Origin of the sequence: Nostoc linckia z4 (genome assembly GCF_002608075.1) — a bacterium.
Lineage (GTDB): Bacteria > Cyanobacteriota > Cyanobacteriia > Cyanobacteriales > Nostocaceae > Nostoc > Nostoc linckia.
This window is the reverse complement of the sequence record NZ_LAHA01000091.1, coordinates 1-21448: the sequence shown is the minus strand read 5'-3', so window position 1 is coordinate 21448 and position 21448 is coordinate 1. Positions and strand designations below refer to the sequence as shown.

Genomic DNA, 21448 nt, shown 5'->3' with positions numbered 1-21448 from the left:
CCCTTTTCCCTTTCCCCTTTTCCCCTTTCCCTTTTCCCCTTTCCCTTTTCCCTTTCCCCTTTTCCCCTTTCCCTTTTCCCTTTMMCCTTTTCCCTTTCCCCCTCTTGCAAAAAGAAGTCTAATACAAAGATTTAATCCATTGCCATTCCTGTGTTAAACCCTCTGTGAGGGAGACTTGCGGCTGATATCCCAAAAGTTTCTGGGCTTTAGAGATATCAGCAGCAGTGTGACGAGCATCTCCCATTGCTTTTTCTATATGATTTCTTTTGATTGGTTTGCCAACGATTTGTTCAATTGTATCCAGCACTTCAGCTAAAACTACCCGACTACCACCGCCGATATTAAAAATTTCTCCCACTGCTTGGGGTGCGATCGCGGCTGCTAAATTAGCGGCGATAATATCACTAACATAAGTAAATTCCCGCGTTTGCTTTCCATCGCCGTAAATGGGAATTCCCTCATCCTGTAAAATGGATTTAAAAAATTTATGAAATGCCATATCTGGGCGCTGTCTCGGCCCATAAACTGTGAAATAGCGCAATGATACACATGGCACGCCAAAATTTTTATAATACAGGGTACACAAAAACTCACCCGCTAGCTTCGTAATCCCATAGGGAGAAACCGGCTGCGGACAAATACCTTCATGGGTGGGTAACGTTTCTGCATCACCATATACACTCGACGAAGAAGCAAACACTAGCCTTTTGAGATTTTTAGCATCTTTAGCTGCTTCTAGCAAAATTTGTGTAGCGTTAATATTTCGTTGTGTGTAACTTGCAAAACCTTTACCCCAACTCGCCCTTACACCTGCTTGTGCCGCTTGGTGATAAACTACATCAACATCTTCGAGGAGTTTGTGCCAATCTAAAAACTGAATATCTGCTTCAATTAATCTAAACCCAGGCACTCCATTCAAATGTGCAATATTTTTATACTTTAATATAGGGTCGTAATAATCATTGAATTCATCAATTCCAATAACTTCTTCTCCTTGTTGCAGCAACGTTTCTGTTAGATGAGAACCAATAAAACCAGCAACCCCAGTGACGATAATTTTACCCATTTGCCTATTTTTTGATATTTTAATTAATCTCTACATTCACAGATTAATACTTATAACCAATAATCGTCATTACTTAACAAGAGATTTTTATCACTTATTTCTAGGAATAAAATTCATTAAAAATACTTAGAAAATAATTTTATTTCAAATTTTTCAGTATATTTATTTAGTTTGAAAGCTCCCCACTTCGGCGTTGCTCCCATTGCGGAATTATTTGAGAATTTGCCAGAACTTACGCACAGGGAACGGAAAATCTAACCACAGAGGACGCAGAGGACACGGAGAAATAAGAGTTTCAGAGAGTTTTTGCGTAAGTCCAATTTGCATCAAGACGTAATCCCCGTGTCTCCGTGTCCCCGCGTCCCCACTTCCCCGCGTCCCCGCGTCCCCGTGTCCCCGCGTCTCCATGTCTCCCCGTCTCCTTGTCCCCCCGTCTCCATGTCCCCGCGTCCCCGTGTCCCCGCGTCCCCGTGTCTCCCCGTCCCCGCCTCAGCCTCAATCATCTCATTATTCAGCAACGCCCCCACTTCCTCTTCACTGGGGATTTCCTTCTTCCACTGGACGGATAATTGCAGCAGGTGGTGTGACTTCTGGTTGAAAGATTCCTTGTAATGCTTGTTCTAGTGTTTGTGCCATTACAATTCGGTTTTCGTAAGCTACAACTACTCGCACCAAAGTTGGTAAGCTGTTCTGTGTGGCTTCTAGATAAATTGGCTCGACGTATAACAGCGATTGTTCAATGGGAATTACTAGTAAATTTCCTTGAATAGCTCTGGAACCTTGGCGATTCCACAGGGATATTTGCTGTGAAATTACTGGGTCTTGGTTGATTCGCGCTTCGATTTGCTCTGGACCGTAGATTAATTTTTCTTTGGGAAAGATATATAACAATAATTTTCCGTAATTTACGCTATCGGATCGCGCTGCAAACCAAGCGATTAAATTAGTGCGTTGTTTGGGAGTGTAGGGCAAAAACAAAATAAATTCTTCAAAGGGTACGGTGGGTAAACCAGTTATCAAATAATAAGGCTCCACCTGACGGGCTTCGCTGCCGTAGATTTCGTTAGGAATCTGCCACTGGTCTTCCCGGTTGTAAAATACCTGGGGGTCGGTCATGTGGTAGGTCATTAACCGCTCAGATTGAATTCTAAATAAGTCTTCAGGATAGCGGATATGATTGCGGAGAGTCACAGGCATGGCGCTGAGGGGTTTGAAGGTATTAGGAAATATCCTTGACCAACTGGCTACTATTGGATCGCTGCGATCGGCAATGTAAAAGTTAACGATGCCGTGGTAGGCATCAACCACTACCTTGACAGAGTTACGGATATAATTAATACCTTCGTTAGCGGTGTCTGAGTATGGATAGCGATCGCTTGTTGTGTAGGCATCCACAATCCAGTAAAGGAAACTTTTACCATTTGGATAGTCTGGATCGCTATTGTTACGATTTGCGTCAGCACTGACTAGATAAGGATCGCTGTCAAATTGTAAAAAAGGTGCGATCGCCTGAATTCTTTGCTTGATATTCCGCCGCAATAGCACTTTTGTGTCTGGTAAAAAGTCCCGCGTCAAAACCATCTGCCAATCTTTCAAATAGTTGGCAAATAGCCAGCGCCGCCATAGCGAACCGATTTTAATCCCACCTTGTCCATCGTAGGAGTTATAAACATTTTCACTACCACTGGGATAGTCTAATTCTCTAACTCTTGTGCCCGTCATCACATAACTATTCGTGATTTCACCGTAATAAATCCGGGGTTTTCCAATGGGAATACTTTCACGAATGCCTACACTGGAAGTTGTGAGGGCGCTATTATCGCCGCTAATATCTTTGACAAAATATTCTGGTAGCCCACCCACACCCACTGTATTTACTGGACTGACAGTAAATCCGAAACCGTGGGTATAAATGAGATGGCGGTTAACCCAGGTTTGAGCTTGCTGCGGTACGGCAGTGTAGTCTAATTCTCGTGCAGCAATTAATACTTGACGCCGTTCTCCCCCTTCAACTACTTCCTGTTTTGCGGTTAGTGTAGGGGAATCTGAAGTTGCCTCTGTTTTTAAAGTATAGCGATCGATATCGGCATCAGGGAATCGATAGTATGGGCGAATTTGTTGTAACTGACGGTTGGTTTCTAATAACGGTCGCTCATCCCAAAGGCGGATATTGCGAATTGTCAAGTCATTTTTTTGAATATCAGCTTCTGTTAATGTTCCTTGGGGGTTGAAGGATTTAGCATCGATGGCATCTAAATTGAATGCTTGGCGAGTCAAGGCGATGGTACGCTGGATGTAAGGTTGCTCTCTTTGTAATTCATTGGGTTCGACAATTAAATATTGCACCACAGTGGGCAAAACAAACCCAGTGATTGGAACTAGTAGTAAATAAACGCCTAATCCATAAAACACCAAACGGCGATATTGAGATTTGGGTTTCCAGAACAATGTTTGCCAAAGCAAATAACAGGCGATGCCAACAGCCACAACAGATAAAGTGGTGTAAGCTGGCAAGAAAGTTGTAACGTCGGTGTAACCTGCACCATAACTAACTCCATCGGTGGAGTATACCAGTTCATAGCGACTTAGCCAGTAACTCAAAGCTACCAACAGCATTAACAAACCACCCATACCGTACAAATGGTGCTGCTGCTTTTGGGAAAAACCAGGGAAAATTCCTTGACTCAAACTGTCAGCCGACAGCAGATAAATCAAAGCCACGGCCACAAAACCATACAAAAATAATCCCATCAGCCACAGTTCTAGCAGTTGCCAAAACGGTAAGGAAAATATGTAGAAGCTGATATCGCGACCAAATAAAGGCTCAGTGCTGTTAAAAGAAGTAGGGTGCAAATATAGAAGTACCTTTGCCCAATTTTGGAATAGTACCAACCCAAAAATGGCACTAAAGACAATAGCGATCGCCGTGAGTAAAAACCCTGGAAAAATTAAAATAGCGATCGCTCCCCCAAAAATTAAGCCCAGATACCAAATTTGAGAGACAATCTGGTTTAAAAGTTGCCAGATCCTATCCGCTCGGAATGAAGCGGGAATGGGTAAACTGGCGTCATCAACTGGAGAATGCCAGTAAGAAATAGCAATTTGACCGTAGTGAATTACCATTAACCCTGTCAACAAGCTCAGTATGACAGCTAAGGGTAATAGCCAGCGTAATTTTAATGGTTTTAAGCCTTGTACTTGGGGTATTAAAGTGCGATCGCTTCTGGCATAATCGCGGCTGAGAAAGTTTTGGAATACACTCTCTTGTTGTGGTGGCTCAAGATTCAAAGACCGGGGATGCTTCAGTCGTTGTGCAATACCAAGGTTGACCAGTAGATAAGCAGCACTGATACTAGCCACCACCACCCACAAAATACCACGAGTCACTAGCCTGACTAGAAATACCTGCAAGTAGCCGACTTCTTGAAACCAAAAAATTTCTGCTCCCAGGCGGGACACCAAATCCAGGAGTAACCAGAACCCCAGGAATACGATAAATAATCTCAAGCTCCATTTCCAGAACATTCTGTGGCAGCCAAACTATCTGCAAAGCCAATTTAATAATATAACAAGGGACTGGGCATGGGGCATTGGGCATGGGGCATTGGGCATGGGGCATGGGGCATGGGAAGAGGACAAGGTAGACAAGGTAGCAATCTTTCTYYCTTGTCTCCCCCATCTCCCCATCTCCCCATCTCCCCATCTCCCCATCTCCCCATCTCCCCATCTCCCCATCTCCCCATCTCCCCATCTCCCCTACCTCCCCACTCCCTTTCACCGATAGGCAACGCGGAGACTTTGGACTAAAATTACCGCAGATGCAACGGCCATTAACCCGCCCCAAAACCAATAAGGTAAAAGCAAGTATCGCTGCATTTGTGCTGTATCTGAAAGTCCCAGGTAACCAGCAGAGCTACTAAATAAATAATCTAGTTGGTGGTATGTACTTATACAAGCTTGTACGCCCAAAAATTGAATGGTAAACCCTTGTACCCAACGAGGTGCTTTCAGGGCAATAGCCAAAATGATTAAACCCAACAAGGGAATTGCCACCAACCCAAACCAAGAGCGCACCCAAATTAATGTAGAAAATAACAAAAAACCCCCTAAAATTTTCAAACTCCAGGAAGCTGCTTTAAAACTGCGGGAAGCTAGAATCAAGGCTGCACCGGCAATAGGAGGCCCCATTGGCCCTGCGGCTGCAACCAAAGCCGGGCCGATTGGCCCGAATGATGAGCGAATACCATAGGTTGCAACACCGGAACCATCGCTAAAAATCTGCAATTTCTGAAACTGTCCTCCTAATAGGAGTGCCATTAAGCCATGACCCATTTCATGAAACCAAGTTGCCAAGATTGTAAATGGGTATAAGATATAATCTCCTCCGGGAACTTGCCACAATAAAGCAGTGGCGATCGCTGCTGCAATTAGCCATTTTAGCCCCATACGTTCAACAACCGGCGGAGCTTCAGTTGTCAGCAAGTTTTCAGAATTGTTACTACGTTCCTTCATAAATAACTCAAGTTTAGATTTTAGATTTTGTGAAAAGTTAGAGCACCAGCTTCCGGCGAGCTAAACTTTTCAAGATAGATTTTCTCCACCGAACAATCGGCACTTATTTAATTTTAGATTTTTGTTTTAGATTTTTGACTTTGCTGGAAGCGCTCAGTTGAAGGATTTTAGATTTTAGATTCTCCCTTCAATCTCCAATCCAAAATTTAAAACTGTAAGTAGTTCTTATCTGTTCCCTGTTCTCTGTTCTCTGTTCCCTGTTCCCTACTTACAAGTCAGCATAATAGAGATTTTAAGCTATCTTCAACTTGATTCATACAGTTAAATTTATTTTTGTCTTTCTAGTTAGTGATTTATATATTATTGACTGAATTTTGTTTAGAGGTAAAAAGCGATCGCTATGCCAGTGCTATGGCTTTTGAGACTGCAAATATAACAACATTATTAAAATGAATAATACTCCCCATAAAGGGGAGTTAGTACACAGCATTTAATTACATAAACTGAACAACATAGTTATCCATTACTTGTCTGATGCCGTTGCTTTGTTTCTCCTCCAAAATAAATGCCGGAGGATGGACAGAAAATACTAAGACTGATGTCACCATTGCTCGAAAATCAGTTAAGCAAGTTGAAACAGGAATGTCATCAAGTCTCCTTTGCCTAAACTAATGCGATCGCCCGGTCGTAATCGGTGACGATTTCCCGGTAATAAAGGCAAATTATTAATGTAAGTGCCATTGGAACTTCCCACGTCTTCTACATAGTGAGCGTCACCTTCGACGCGAATATCTGCATGAATGCGGGAGACAATTTCTGAATTGGGAAATCCTGAAACATCAATATCTGGAGGAATCCGGTCATTAGGCTTGCCGATATGAATCACAGAAAGATTGTGCGGTAATTCAATCAACCTATCCGTTTGAACGTGGACTAGCCGCGCATTCACCTGTTGCAATTGCGTTCTGGCAGCAGTTACCGTTGGTGGTGCCACTGGTGGGGGTACTTCAGCTTCTGGCGCTGGTGTCGGTTCCAAGGGTGGCGGTGTGGGAATACCTTGGCTAGATACCACAGGTTGAGCCGCAACAGTTGGTGGTGGTGTTGGGGGGCTGTTTTCTGTAACAGATGGCTGTGGTGGAGTTACTGGAGGAGCCGCCACCGCTGTAGGTGGTAAAGATGAGGTAGTAGGAGGATGGGAGTTCCCAGAGCCGCTAATTCCCAAGGCATCTGGTTGTAAAAGTTCCACAAGGGGATCGGGTGTAACTAACGGCGGTACTTCCACAGAGACATTGGGAGTCACAGTTGCAGCCACTGGGGCATGAACGTGTGGAACTGTTGAGGAATGCAAGTTATAACCACACTGACCACAGAATGCAGCATCAGCTTGCACTGTTGCCCCACAACTGGGACAGTGAGTAGTTGCTGGTAACGGGGTATAACAAGCTTCACACTGAACAGCACCGTCAGGATTGGGATGATTGCAATTAGGGCAGACGATCATCGATTTTAGCCTTTGTTCAAGATCATCATAAAAATAAAGTAAGCTGTCCTTACATCTAACGCAGCACATCTTTTCGTGTTGGTTGTTGACTGTTGACGTTCAACAAACTTCATGAATAGCGACTGTGCAACTTAAAAGCGTCATAGTTCAGGACTGGCAAGCTCCAGGGGCGGCCTTAGCTTTCGATTCTAGCAATTACGGGGAGATGGCAACGCCTTGGGGAAAGGGGAAAGGGGAAAGGTTAAAGGGGAAAGGGGAAAGGGGAAAGGTTAAAGGGGAAAGGGGAAAGGTAAAAGGGGAAAGGTAAAAGGGGAAAGGTAAAAGGAAGGATCTTTCTTTTCCTCTTTGCCCTTTGCCCCATGCCCTTTACCCCATGCCCCATCCCCATGCCCTTTGCCCTTTGCCCTTTGCCCTTTGCCCCATGCCCCCCTTTGCTTAAGTTTGGAGTTCTGAACCTGCTGCGGCATCGAGAAGCCACCAAAGTTCCCCTTGGGGCTGAATTAAACGGGATGGGTAAGTGGAGTCATCGGCTACGGGTGCAAAGACTTGCGCCAAAGCTGGTATTTTGTTAGCACCGGCAACCAGAAAAATCACGCTGCGAGCAGAATTAATGAAGGGGTATGTAAAAGTTATCCGCTGGCTTTCGTTTTTGTTGCCCACAGTGACCAAGCGATCGCGTACTTTCAGTGCCTCTGTATGGGGAAACAAAGATGCGGTATGTGCATCATCACCCATCCCCAGTAATATTACATCTAACACTGGAAACTCCGCCCCAGAAGAATTAAAAAATTCTTTTAGATGCTGTTCATACTTAGCAGCAGCTTCGGCTGGGTCAGCTTCTAAAGTCGGTACTGGGTGAATGTTAGCAGCTGGGATATCAACATGATTTAGCCATGCACGACGCGTCATCAGTTCATTGCTATCGGGATGATCTGGTGGTACGTAACGTTCATCTCCCCAGAATACGTGAATTTTATCCCAAGGCAATTTTTGATTGGCCATCGCTTCATATAACGGCTTAGGTGTGCTACCGCCTGATAAAGCGATGGTAAATCGCCCCCGTTGCTCAATGGCAGTTTCTAACTTCGACAAAATTAATTCTAGCGCCCTTGCAACTAGCGCTGACTGATCCGGTAGAACTTCAACCGTTTTGTTCATAGCTTTATCATCATATTGCTGCCTTCCAGCAATACAATAACTAACTTCTTACAATCCTCCTTTTTAACTTTTGAAACATTTAACATAGCGTTGACGGTTGACTGTTGACTGTTGACTGATAACTGGAAAGGAAATATTTTTCTGCCCTCGTTGTATGATTTATCACACGAGAGTTGAGCTTGAATAAACTTAGATGCCTTCGATCGCCTTCGCTCGTACTAACTATTAACTACTGTCATGATTATATTTTATTAACATCCAGTTACTTAATACTTGTTTGATTGACGGTAGATGGAAAATTTTAGCAAAAATTAACAAAATTTTATAAAATCATTGATGCAATTTTTGAGCAACTAGCACTTTTATCATCAATGAGCTTTAGATGATAAAAGCGTTTTACATATCAGTCTTGATGCCAAAGCTCCTGTGGATATCGATCTCTTTTGTTTGATTTTTTCTCTTTTTCCTCTGATTAGATTAACAAAATAAAGCTAAATAAAACTGTCCGATCGGGACAGTTTTATTCTCAGGATACAAGCGTTAAATTTCCCCGCGTGTTTTAGCTTTTAGCTGGTTTTGGGGTGAATTTGGCAAAACAATGGTTTCAGGATATTCTTTGCCTAAATTGATAAAAAAGCGTCAGGTAAAATCTAGATACTTTTACTTAGTCGCGTGAAATGTCAATAAATTCATTGTGTGTGATGCCATGAGAATGATTCCACTTATCCATTTTTATCTTCAGATCCTGTAGTTCTTTCAAAAGCTCACCATTGCGCTGAAGAAGAGTTTTCTGGTTTTGAAGATAATTTTCAGATGGATTTTGAACAATATTTTTTGCTTCGTGTGAAGACCAAAGAATTCCATCCAAATTGAAAATTAATAAGTTTCCATTGTTGTCAAGCATACAAGACGTACACTTACTTCTACCAGAATTAATATTTGTAGACCATAAAACATTTTGGTGATATCTATTTGCATACAGAACCAAATTATGGTCATGGTTCATTGTTAAAACATCTACTTCCAATGAATTAATCAGTTCCTTGTTCAATGAATTAATTAGTTCCTTATTTTCTCGAACCTTGAACACATAATCTATTTCATCTGCTGTGAGTTTTTCCAGATCGATTTTGAGTTTTTCTCGATGAATTTTGACTTTTTCCAAGTCAATCTCTAAAACCCAAAGCATCTTTCCTTCAATATCTCGCGTGGCTAATCCAGTGGTCGCGTCAGTCAGTTCAACAAAAAACTTTCCATTAGCAGATACTAATCGCTCACCTTTTTGAAGTAATTGGCCAACCTTAATTCTGTTTTTATTTAAGCGAAGAGCTGCTTGCTCTTTAAGATAATTAGTATAGTTGTTAGTCGTAGCAATGCCCCCTGCTCCTTGTGAAGACCACAAAAATCCACCCCAGTTGGAAACGACCAGTTGTCCATCATTATCAAGCACACAACGCTCGCTGCCACTCACTCCAGCAGAATCAATATTTGCAGCCCATAACGCTTTTCCTGTAGCTGTATACAGAACCAAGTTCTTGTCACTCTGCATTTCTAAGCGATCGACATCTGAGGGCAAAGGAATATTTAAAGACCAAAGTATTTCTCCTTTGACATCTCGCATGAATAATCCAGCCGTGGTGTTCAGTTCAACAAAAAACTTTCCATTGGTAGATACTAATCGTTCACCTTTTTTGAGTGGTTTGCCAACCTCAATCACAGTTATTTCTCCTGGTTTACTTCCTGGTTGATAGGGATCGCCAGAAGCATCTTTTGGCAGAAGAGCTTCTTGTCCCTTCAGATAGTCATCAGACGGAGCCAAAAGAATATTTTCTGCCTCATCCAAAGACCACAAAGAGCCACCCCTGTTGGAAACGACCAGTTTTCCATTATTATCAAGCACACAAGATGCGTTGTCACTCAGTCCAGCAGAACTGATATTTGCAGCCCATAACGCTTTTCCTGTAGCTGTATACAGAACCAAGTTCTTGTCACTCTGCATTTCTAAGCGATCTACTGCCCATGTGGGAGTAACCTCTAAAACCCAAAGCGTCTTTCCTTGGGCATCTCGCACAGCTAATCCGGTGGCGTCAGTCAGTTCAACAAAAAACTTTCCATTGGTAGATACTAATCGTTCGCCTTTTTTGAGCGGTTTACCAACCTCAATCACAGTTCTTTCTCCTGGTCTACTTCCTGGCTGATAGGGATTGCCAGAAGCATCTTTTGGCAAAAGAGCTTCTTGTCCTTTGAGATAGCCCTCAGACGGATTTTGAACAATTTTTTCTGCCTCATCCAAAGACCACAAAGATCCACCCCAGTTGGAAACGACCAGTTTTCCATCATTATCAAGCACACAACACTCGCTGCCATACACTCCAGCAGAACTGATATTTGCAGCCCATAACGCTTTTCCTGTAGCTGTATACAGAACCAAGTTCTTGTCACTCTGCATTTCTAAGCGATCTACTGCCCATGTGGGAGTAACGTCTAAAACCCAAAGCGTCTTTCCTTGGGCATCTCGCATAGCTAATCCGGTGGCGTCGGTCAGTTCAACAAAAAAATTTCCATTGGGAGATACTAATTGTTCACCTTTTTTGAGCGGTTTACCAACCTCTATCTTGGTTATTTTTGCTGATTCAGTGCTTGAGTTATTAAGAACGATGTTTTCAGTCATTTGGAATACGCCTTCGATTATTTGAACTTTATTACCGTCAAACTAATAAACTGACCTAGTTATGGCTGATTAAAAGCTAAAGGGCCTTTGAAAATAATTGAGTTTTGGATTCACACTGCTAGTAAAACTGGCAACTATGATGTTACTGAGCATGAAGTAACTGTTTCGGAAAGACAAAAGTTCAGTAGTTTTACGCAGAATAACTTGCAAAAGAAAAATTTAGTGATTTGCGAGTGTTTCTGCCAGCAATTAACTTTTTCGTTGATAACTCTTTCTTTTGGTAGATGTCAAATAAAGTATTGTTAATTACAAAAAAGTGATTTTATTAAGTCTGCAAACAGATCGGCGACTTTCAAGCAATAAAATCACCATTTACAAGAATGATAATTATTATTAAGAGGCAAGGTTAAGGTTACCAAGAAAGCTATGTCTGCTCTTGAAAAGCAAGTAGACCGTCTCACTAACTCTACAAAAGAGGAAAAAGGAGTTGCCGTCGCAACCCCTTTCTCTTCCCTAGAAAAATGATTATTATTATTCTCTAAAGGAGGCTTCCTAGTTTTTGTTGATTAATTTATTCTTTGGAAGTCCCCTCTTGTCTATTGCCTATTGCCTGTTTCCTACTATATTAAAAATCACCCACAAATAGCTTTTCCCAGTCAGCGATCGCTTCGCGTTGAGCGATTAACAATTGCTCAATTCCTTTTTGAGCCACATCTAAAAGCTGATTCAACTGATCCCGGCTAAAGCTACCTTCTTCAGCAGTACCTTGGACTTCAATAATTTCCAGATGTTGATTCATCACCACATTAAAGTCTACTGTTGCAGCTACATCTTCTATATAATTTAAATCTAAAAACGCCTCTTTTTCTAGTAACCCTACAGAAACGGCTGCTACCTGTCCGCATAGGGGCGATCGCTGCAAGGTTCCCTGCTCCAATAATTTAGAAATGGCATGAGCCAAAGCTACAAAAGAACCTGTAATCGCTGTGGTTCTAGTTCCCGCATCTGCTTGTAACACATCAGCATCCACAATCAGCGTATGTTCTCCCAACGCTTCAAAATCCAATGCTGCGCGTAAACTGCGCCCGATTAAACGCTGAATTTCCTGCGTCCGTCCAGATAACTTCAATAATTCTCGTTCTTGGCGTTGTTGTGTAGCAGATGGTAGCATTCGGTACTCAGCAGTTAACCAGCCCTTACCTGTTCCTTCCAGAAACTTAGGAACTCCCTTATTGACACTGACAGTACAAAGTACTTGAGTATCGCCGCATTTTGCCAGAACAGAACCGGGAGCAAAGCGAGTAAAATTAGGGTAAAAACTTAACGGACGTAGTTCGTAGGGAAGACGACCATCTGGACGCTGCCAAGCCATTGGATTTGCCTCAAGATTTTTAAATGGAATACTGCCTTAAGGTTACCTTAGTAGGGCATTGGGCATGGGGATTGGTGAGTGTTGACTGATGACAGTTGACTGGAAAATCAGGATTTATTCTCCTTGTCTCCCTTGTCTCCCTTGTCTCCCTTGTCTCCCTTGTCTCCCTTGTCTCCCTTGTCTCCCTTGTCTCTCATCTCCCCTACCCCTCTATTCCCCATCTCCCCACCTCCCCACCTCCCCAATCCATCTTTAGGGAACAGAAAGCAGAGTCAAAATATTTTGCTGCACCATTTCCGGTGACTGGTCGCCGTTGATGGTTAACAGGCGGCGACGGCGGTCGTAATATTCTAGGATGGGGATGGTGCGATCGTAAAATAATTCTATACGGCGTTGTACGATTTCTGGCTGGTCGTCTGGTAGCGATCGCCCCAAGGATCGGCTAACCATAACTGCTTCTGGAACTTGTAGATAAATCGCCCAATCGAGTTTTTGTCCTAAATTATCCAATAAAAAATCTAATTCTTCGGCTTGAAAAGCAGTGCGGGGATAGCCCTCCAATACCCAAGTGCAGTTAATATCTGGTTGTCTGAGACGAATTCCGATCAATTCAATAATCATTTCGTCTGGAACTAATTCTCCTTTTTCTACGTATGGACGTGCATGGTGGCCTAATTCATTCAGGCTGTTGTAAACAGAAACATAAGTCCGGGAATCGGTTGGCGACCATTGGAAGTTCGGCAACGACTTGCCACCAGATATGGCTTCTCGTAAAATCTCACCTGTGGAAATCAGAGGAATGTCAAAATATCTGCAAAGCCTTTGTGCTTGAGTACTTTTACCCGATCCCGAACCTCCCAGAATCACTAATCTCACAAAAATTCACTCCTCATTGTGTCAAATTTACTACTTTACAAGTCTGGTGAATGTAAATAATCAGAAAAACCCATATCTGGAGACTTTCAGCCGCTAATTCTAGCTTTTTTAAGTGATTGTAACTGTAACTTATTTGTTATCATTTTTACTAAAAATTTCCGATCCCAAACTAAAAATTAAATCCAAATAACTCTTGACTTCAACACAAAGGTAGTGTTTGACTAAGAATGCAAATTGCCCAAACCACTCCACCTGTGAAAAATAGATTGATTATACAAGTAGATTCCTAATCACTAATCTTAAGTAATAGTCTGTAAAATATTGTAAATTTTTGAACTTTACCTATGGTCGGCCAACTAGAAACACCGAGTATAAATTCAACCGTTACATTACCATATCCAGTTGAAGGACTAATACAAGTTTTTACTAGTTCTCATAGAAATTTTTTTACGAGTGTGATGGCTCAAGCATTGAGAATTGCTGGACAAGGCACGCCAGTATTAATAGTGCAGTTCCTCAAAGGAGGTATCCGTCAAGGACACGAACGACCAATACAACTAGGACAAAATCTAGATTGGATTCGCTGTGATTTACCTCGTTGTATTGATACACCACATCTCGACGAAACAGAAAACCAAGCTCTGAAAAACTTGTGGCAATATACACAACAGATAGTAAATGAAGGCAAGTATTCTCTCGTAGTTTTAGATGAATTAAGTTTAGCGATGGACTTTGGTTTAATTCCGGAAACTGAAGTTTTAGCATTCCTGGCAAAACGTCCTCCCCATGTCGATATCATTTTCACAGGGCCAGAGATGCCGAAATCTCTGTTGGATGTGGCAGATCAAATTACAGAAATCCGCCGCAGTCATCGACCCTAAGGGACTGCCAAATCAGGGACTTACAAGTAAAAAAATATTCCACAGAAGATTAGACTTCTAAGAGAAGTAGGGAAAAGGGGAAGGGTAATGGTTCGACAAGCTCACCAACCGGGGAAAGGTTTGGTATTTTCCCTTTCCCCAATAAAGATGTATCCCTTTGACCACAAGAGTCCAAAAAGCAATTGATTGCACTCTTACTCCATTAGCTGCGCTCACAAAGAACAATAAAAATCAATATTCTCATGCCCAATGCCCAATGCCCAATGCCCTATTTTTAAGGCAGGTCTATTGTTAATTGTTAACTGTTGACTGTTGACGGTTGACAGTTAACAGTCAATGACGGGAACCGGAATAATTTATTTTCTGGAGTTCCCTAAACAAAAAAACTCAGTTCGAGGTATCCTAGTAATTCAGTAGAAATATGGTTTAAGCTGTTAAAATTTGACTCTGAATCTTTATCTCTTAACGGGCAACAGGTAAACCCTGAAAATTTAAGCCACCCACAAGAGTGCCTGTTTTGGCCTCGAAGGGGCTTGTAAATTGTTCCTTCTTTTGACTCCCATATAAATTGGGATGGTATTCGGTGACTAGCCAAAAAAGTAACCTATTCCGTAAAGAAGCTTTAGAACGTGCTTCTTCACCTGAAGAATTAGATCGAATTATGCAGGTAGTCAGCCCAAAAAGGTGGCTACCTTTAATTGCTGTTGGTTCCTTGGTGGTGACTGGGTTGACTTGGAGTTTTTTAGGTCGAATTCCCATTACGGTTACTGGTACTGGGATTATAGTTTATCCCAGCACAGTTACTTCATTTCAGTCACCCATTGCTGGCAGATTGCGAACGGTTAACGTGCGGGTAGGCGACTTTGTAAACAGAGGAGATGTGTTAGCAACCCTAGACCAAAGCGAACTCACCAAACAGCTACAATTAGTACGTTCTAAATTAGAGCAACTACAGCAAGAAGATCGAGAAGCTAACTTGCTGCAACGACTCCGGCAAAATGCAGACCGGCAGGCACTTCAACAACAACGCCAATCTTTACAGCAAAATCTTCAAACAGTACAAAAGCTAACGCCGATTTTAAGAGAAAAAGGGCTACACTCTATTCAACGCGATCGCGCCAACCAAATACAAAGCCTACAATCTTTGCGGGAACTGCTACCGACTTTTAAACAAAGATTAGACAACCGCCAGCGATTATTACAAGAGGGAGCAATCTCTGGTGATACAGTACTACAATCACAGCAAGATTATTTAAATGCTGTTAGACAAATTAACGAAGCCGAATCCCAACTCAAGCAACTAGATGTTAAAGAAGCAGACGCACAACGCCAATATCTAGAAAATCTCAACTCCATTAAAGATTTAGAAACCCAGTTAAAGCAACTAGATAGTAAAGAAGCCACATTAGCCCAACAAGACTTAGAAGCTGTAACCACACGCAAAAAAGAAATTGAAGAAGTGCGGCGGGACATTACCCAATTAGTATTGCAATTATCGACCAACAGCTTAATTAAAAGTACTTACTCCGGACGTGTTTTAGAAATTTCAGCAACACCGGGGCAGGTTGTTTTACAGGGTACACCCATAGGAGCGATCGCCGCACAAAAGCCATCAGCTAAACTGGAAACTGTGGCATTTTTTCCCGTTGGTGATGGCAAGCAAATTCAACCAGGAATGAAGTTACAAATTACACCTACTACGGTACAAAAACCACGTTTCGGTGGCATCATTGGTAACGTCACAAATGTTTCAGCATTTCCTGTAACCAAAGAAGCTGCATTAAGCGTAGTAGGCAATTCCGAATTCGTCCAAGACTTAATGTCACAAGGGCCGCAGATTCTCATTAACGCCGGACTGCAACTAGACCCTTCCACAGTCAGCGGCTATAAATGGTCTTCTTCCCAAGGGCCGGCAATGAAAGTAACTTCTGGAACTACGACCTCTGTACAAGTTACCGTCGAAGAACGTGCCCCCATTACATTTATCCTGCCAATTTTGCGATCTTGGACTGGGGTTTATTGAAAGTAGGGTAGCCCCAAATGATAATCCCACTTTTTATGCTGCTGTGGCAAAATTTCCAAAGCCTACTAAAGATTAAAAACAAGCGGTGTCCTACTCCGACGCTGCTGCAAATGGAAGTAGTAGAATGTGGCGCTGCTGCTTTGGGGATTATTTTGGCTTACTATGGTCTAATTGTGCCGTTGACAGAACTGCGCCAAGCCTGCGGTGTATCGCGGGATGGAGTTAGCGCTTTAAATATTTTGAAGGCTGCCAGAAACTATAAATTAATTGCTAAGAGCTATAAAGTTAACTTGGCTACTTTATCTGAATTAAAATTTCCCTTCATTGTATTTTGGAAATTTAATCATTTTCTGGTGGTGGAGGGATTTGGCAAACAGCGAGTTTATCTCAATGACCCGGCTACTGGACGGCGCAGTGTTTCTGTTGAAGAATTTAGCGGTGCTTACACTGGTATCGTACTGCTTTTAGAACCGAGTTCCGAGTTCCAACGGGGGGGACGTAAACCCAGCACTATCCTTGCTTTGTGGTCGCGACTCCGAGGTTCCATTGGGGCATTACTTTACTGTGTGGTGGCGGGATTTTTGCTAGTGATTCCTGGATTGGCCATACCTGCATTCTCCCAGATATTTGTAGACAACGTATTAATTGAACAGCGGGATGAATGGTTGCGTCCGTTAATTTTAGGGATGATTTTCACAGCTGGACTCAAAGCATTTTTGACTCTGGTACAGTTACAGTTTTTGCGTCAGTTGAAAATTAAATTGTCAGTGGGTATGAAGAGTAAATTTCTGTGGCATATTCTTCGCCTACCCATGAGTTTTTATGACCAGCGGTTTGCAGGGGAAATCACCAGCCGAGTGCAACTCAATGATAGTATCGCCAATATGCTTTCTGGTCAATTAGCTACAACTGCGATCGCAGCAGCGTCAATATTTCTGTATGTACTAGTGATGCTGCAATATGACGTGGTGTTGACCTTAATTGCCATTGCCTTTGTTGCTGTTAACCTCGCCGCCTTACAGTGGGTAAGAGGGCGGCGGGTGGATGCCAACACCAGACTGATGCAGGAATACGGAAAAGTTAGCGGTGTGGGAATTTCTGGCCTCCAAAGTATAGAAACAATCAAAGCCTCAGGATTAGAGTCAGATTTTTTTTCTCGGTGGGCGGGTTACTATGCCAAAGCCATCAACACCAAACAGGAATTAGAAACAACAAACCAGACATTAGGAGTTTTACCAGATTTCTTGTCAGCGATCGCTTCCATGTTACTTTTAGCCGTGGGCGGTTTGCGAGTCATGGATGGTACCATCAGCATCGGCATGTTAATAGCCTTTATGGCTTTAATGCAAAGTTTTTTCCAGCCGATAACAAACCTCGTCAACCTGGGAAGCGACCTACAAGAGATGGAAGGAAATCTAACTCGCCTCGATGATGTGTTGCAAAACCCCATTGATTCGCAACTGGGGGAAAGAGGCAGGGGGGAGGGAGATGGGGGAGATGGGGAGATGGGGAGATGGGGAGATGGGGGAGAAAATTCTTCCTTGTCTTCCTTATCCGCTTCATCCTTCTACCCTCTTACGAAACTCCGGGGATATGTTGAATTACGCGATGTTACATTTGGTTATAACCAAATTACTCCACCGCTAATTGAAAACTTTAATCTTTCACTCCAGCCAGGACAGCGAGTAGCTTTAGTGGGTGGGAGTGGTTCTGGTAAGTCTACCATTGCCAAACTTTTATGCGGACTGTACCAACCGTGGCAAGGAGAAATTTTGTTTGATGGCAAACCTAAAGAGCAAATTCACCGCCAAGTATTAGCGAATTCTATCTCTGCGGTGGAGCAAGAAATTTTATTATTTGCTGGCAGTGTCAGAGACAACTTAACACTTTGGGATACTACCATACCCGACACTCATCTAGTGCGAGCTTGTGAAGATGCTGCACTCCATGATGTGATTCTTTCTCTACCAGGAGGCTATGGTGCTGATTTGTTAGAAGGTGCAACTAATTTAAGTGGCGGTCAGCGCCAACGCTTAGAAATTGCCCGTGCTTTAGTAAATAATCCCAGTATCCTAGTCATGGATGAAGCTACTAGTGCTTTGGATGCTGAAACCGAAAAAATCGTCACTCGCAATCTGCGTTTGCGCGGTTGCACTTGCATCATCGTAGCGCATCGACTTTCCACCATTCGAGATTGCGATGAAATCATTGTCCTTGATGGCGGCAAAATAGTCCAACGGGGAACCCATGAAGAATTACAGCAGGTTGAGGGACTGTATTTACAGTTGATTCGCAGTGACGGGGATGGGGAGATGGGGAGATGGGGAGATGGGGAGATGGGGAGATGGGGAGATGGGGGAGAAAATTCTTCCTTGTCTTCCTTGTCTTCCTTGTCTTCCTTGTCTTCCTTGTCTTCCTCGTCCCCCTCATCTCTCCTCAACCAAGGAGAATATCATCGCTTTCAGACCAATGAATCCCTATCATTAGACGATCCGCAGACAATTTGGGTGGTAAAATCTGGTTACTTGGGGCTATTTGCCATTGCTCTCAATGATGGCATTCTCGAAGGAAGTCGTCGCTATTTATTTAGTATCGAAGTGGGACAGGCGATGTTTGGTACTGTACTCAGTTTGGATGGCAAACAGTACAAAATTTTAGCTGTGTTCCTGGAAGAAACGGAACTTTTAAAAGTATCGAGAGATGAATTTAATCAGCTGTTTATTGGGGCTAAAAGACAAGCGCTAGCTTTAATAGAAGGCTGGATTTCTCAATGCAGTTCGGTAATTGCTGGCATCATTACACCAACCACACCAATATTATCTTCAGAAATTGATTGCTATTCCTTAGCCAAAAACCAAATCTTCCAACCCCAAGGTTATGTATTGTGGGTAAAAATCCTCGAAGGAAGCGCTAAATGGATGGGGTTTGAGAATTTGCTGTTGACTCCCAATTCTGGAATATTACCTTTACATCCAAATATGTGGCTAGAGGCGAGTGAAACTGTTGAGGTGCAAACTCTTAGCACTGGAGAAATTCCAGATTTAGATTTGCTGTTATCGGGTTTATCTCGACTACAAACTTATTTTCTCCATTGTGTTGAACTATTGCAACGGCAGGAAATGAATGCAGAGTTACTGAGATTTCAAGCCAGGGAAAGTCTTGAGTGCAGAGTAATGCAGCAGACGCTAACAGAGTTGGCATCTGTGTTGCCGTCAAAATCAAATAGGTTAAGTACTGTTGATAATGCTGTTGACCCAAATCGAGCTTTATTAGTTGCTGCTGGTGCTGTAGGACGGACATTGGGTATTGAAATTCGTCCCCCAGCTGCCTCAGAAGATTTTAATGGAATGCAAGATCCTGTGAAAGCGATCGCCCGCGCTTCCCGCATTCGGGTGCGCCAAATACAGTTACCAAACAATTGGTGGCAAAAGGACTGCGGGGCAATGTTGGCATTTACCCTTGATAAAAATCTGCCAGTGGCATTGTTACCAATATCTGATACTCGTTACCAACTCTACGTACCTGGGCAACAAACTTGCATCTCTGTGGATGCCCGCGTTGCAGCAGTTTTAGCTCCCAACGCCTACGTATTTTATCGCCCTTTACCAAATAAACAGCTGAAAACTTTTGATTTACTGAAGTTTGCCATCCAAGGACATGACAAAGAACTAATTTTAGTTTTAGTAATGTCAATTACCATCAGTTTGTTAGGAATGCTGACCCCTCAAGCTACAGCTATCCTGATAGACAAAGCCATCCCTGATGCCAATCGCGGGTTATTGAGCCAAATTACTATCGGTTTAGTGGCTGCTGCCTTTGGCGGAATGATGTTTCAATTAGCACTAGGATTTGCTACTATTCGCCTGGAAACCTTTGCTGATTCTTCCACTGAAGCCGCAGTGTGGGATCGATTGTTGAATTTAAAGCCTACCTTTTTTCGCTCCTTCTCGGTTGGCGACTTGAATTCTAGAGTCACAGCCATTAGTCAAATTCGCCAAAGACTCGGTAATACAATAATCAAAACTATTTTTTCGAGTCTGTTTTCACTGCTGAATTTGGGATTATTGTTTTACTACAATGTTTCCTTGGCTTTGATAGCTTGTGCGGTGGCAGCGCTGAACACCACCGTCACGATTATTTCTGGTATACTCATACTCCAGAAAGTCCGCCCGCTACTAGAACAAGAAGGACAAATCTTTGGCGTGATGGTGCAGTTAATTGATGGAGTTGCCAAACTGCGAATTGCCAAAGCTGAAGCCCGCGCTTTTGCTTATTGGGGTAAAAAGTATACCGAACAACTAAAACTAATGCTGAGTACCCAAAGCATTGAAGATGGAGTCGCAGTCATCAATCAAGTGTTACCAGTGTTAACAACTGCTGCTATTTTCTGGTTTGCTACAACCTTAATTGCACAACCCCAAACCCCAGGAACAACTAATTTATCCACTGGCACATTTTTAGCCTTTAATGTGGCTTTTGGCACATTTATCAACGGAGTTACTAATTTAAGCAGTGTAGTAGTGGAAGTTTTACAAGTCTTACCCTTATGGCAAAGGGCACAGCCAATTCTCCAAGGAGAACTAGAAAGGGATTTCACTCAAACAGATCCCGGAAGACTATCGGGTAAATTAGTTGTAGACCGGGTAAGCTTCCGCTACCGCGACGATGGGGGCTTCACGTTGGATAATGTCAGCATCCGTGCCCAACCAGGAGAATTTATTGCCATTGTCGGCCCTTCTGGTAGCGGTAAATCAACATTATTGAGATTACTTTTGGGTTTTGAATTACCCAAAGCTGGCACAATTTACTACGACGAACAAAACTTGGCTTGTTTGGACATTCCTGCTGTGCGCCGCCAATTGGGTGTTGTGATGCAAAATAGCCGCTTGATGTCAGCCTCTATTTTTGAGAACATTGCCAGTGGCGCAATACTGACGATGGATGAAGCTTGGCAAGCAGCACAAATGGCAGGTTTAGCAGATGATATTGCAGCAATGCCCATGCAGATGCATACAGTAGTCAGTGAAGGAGGTACTAATCTTTCTGGCGGACAACGCCAACGCTTGTTAATTGCTAGGGCTTTAGCATTCAAACCGCGAATTTTGCTATTTGATGAAGCCACTAGTGCATTAGATAATAGAACCCAAGCAATTGTTAGTCAAAGCTTAGAGCAGTTAAAAGTCACGAGAATTGCGATCGCTCATCGTCTCAGTACCATCCAAAATGCTCACCGAATCTACGTCCTTGATGGTGGCAAGATAGTACAACAAGGTAATTTCACTGATTTAGCAAATCAACCAGGACTATTTGCACAACTGATGTTGCGGCAATTGATTTAGGGCATGGGGCATGGGGCATGGGGCATGGGGCATMGGGCATGGGGCATGG

The 21448-nt window shown here is 42.9% G+C and carries 13 protein-coding genes; 3 read left to right on the top strand and 10 right to left on the bottom strand.

Going from position 1 to position 21448, the window contains the following annotated elements; genetic code table 11:
- Window positions 1-118: 118 nt before the first annotated feature.
- From VF06_RS36400 to VF06_RS36350, 10 genes are all read right to left on the bottom strand, one after another.
- On the bottom strand, window positions 119-1066 hold the full coding sequence (locus VF06_RS36400; protein ID WP_099068706.1) for an NAD-dependent epimerase/dehydratase family protein: 948 nt from the start codon (window positions 1064-1066) through the stop codon (window positions 119-121).
- A 326-nt stretch (window positions 1067-1392) separates the two neighbouring features.
- Window positions 1393-1569 (bottom strand): hypothetical protein, encoded by a 177-nt coding sequence (locus VF06_RS41745; RefSeq protein WP_180267628.1) that lies wholly within the window; start codon window positions 1567-1569, stop codon window positions 1393-1395.
- Between the two features lie 31 nt (window positions 1570-1600).
- On the bottom strand, window positions 1601-4534 hold the full coding sequence (locus tag VF06_RS36390) for a UPF0182 family protein (protein ID WP_244918052.1): 2934 nt from the start codon (window positions 4532-4534) through the stop codon (window positions 1601-1603).
- Window positions 4419-4817 (bottom strand): hypothetical protein, encoded by a 399-nt coding sequence (locus tag VF06_RS43230; RefSeq protein ID WP_257208158.1) that lies wholly within the window; start codon window positions 4815-4817, stop codon window positions 4419-4421. The genes VF06_RS36390 and VF06_RS43230 overlap by 116 nt, the downstream gene beginning before the upstream one ends.
- A 23-nt stretch (window positions 4818-4840) precedes the next feature.
- Window positions 4841-5578, bottom strand: a complete 738-nt coding sequence (locus VF06_RS36380) for a M50 family metallopeptidase (protein ID WP_099068703.1) — start codon at window positions 5576-5578, stop codon at window positions 4841-4843.
- A 622-nt stretch (window positions 5579-6200) separates the two neighbouring features.
- The gene (locus VF06_RS36375) at window positions 6201-7079 is read right to left on the bottom strand and encodes an FHA domain-containing protein (RefSeq protein ID WP_099068702.1); all 879 of its coding nucleotides are present in this window, start codon (window positions 7077-7079) and stop codon (window positions 6201-6203) included.
- Between the two features lie 435 nt (window positions 7080-7514).
- Window positions 7515-8237, bottom strand: coding sequence for a 6-phosphogluconolactonase (pgl, locus tag VF06_RS36365; RefSeq protein WP_099068699.1), 723 nt, complete (start codon window positions 8235-8237; stop codon window positions 7515-7517).
- 664 nt (window positions 8238-8901) lie between these two features.
- A complete protein-coding gene (locus VF06_RS36360) occupies window positions 8902-10908 on the bottom strand; it encodes a hypothetical protein (RefSeq protein ID WP_099068698.1) in 2007 nt (668 codons plus the stop codon).
- A 625-nt stretch (window positions 10909-11533) separates the two neighbouring features.
- Window positions 11534-12280, bottom strand: a complete 747-nt coding sequence (gene rph / locus VF06_RS36355) for a ribonuclease PH (RefSeq protein ID WP_099068697.1) — start codon at window positions 12278-12280, stop codon at window positions 11534-11536.
- Between the two features lie 252 nt (window positions 12281-12532).
- Window positions 12533-13156, bottom strand: a complete 624-nt coding sequence (locus VF06_RS36350; protein WP_099068696.1) for an adenylate kinase family protein — start codon at window positions 13154-13156, stop codon at window positions 12533-12535.
- Between the two features lie 344 nt (window positions 13157-13500).
- Here VF06_RS36350 and VF06_RS36345 point away from each other — a divergent pair, with 344 nt between their 5' ends.
- The 3 genes from VF06_RS36345 to VF06_RS43450 all read left to right on the top strand — a co-directional run bounded on the left by VF06_RS36345 (window position 13501) and on the right by VF06_RS43450 (window position 21399).
- Complete coding sequence (locus tag VF06_RS36345) at window positions 13501-14037, top strand: P-loop NTPase family protein (RefSeq protein ID WP_099068695.1); 537 nt, start codon at window positions 13501-13503, stop codon at window positions 14035-14037.
- Between the two features lie 583 nt (window positions 14038-14620).
- Window positions 14621-16060 (top strand): NHLP bacteriocin system secretion protein, encoded by a 1440-nt coding sequence (locus tag VF06_RS36340; protein WP_099068694.1) that lies wholly within the window; start codon window positions 14621-14623, stop codon window positions 16058-16060.
- Window positions 16061-16077: 17 nt separating this feature from the next.
- The gene (locus tag VF06_RS43450; RefSeq protein ID WP_306419452.1) at window positions 16078-21399 is read left to right on the top strand and encodes an NHLP family bacteriocin export ABC transporter peptidase/permease/ATPase subunit; all 5322 of its coding nucleotides are present in this window, start codon (window positions 16078-16080) and stop codon (window positions 21397-21399) included.
- Window positions 21400-21448 lie beyond the last annotated feature (49 nt).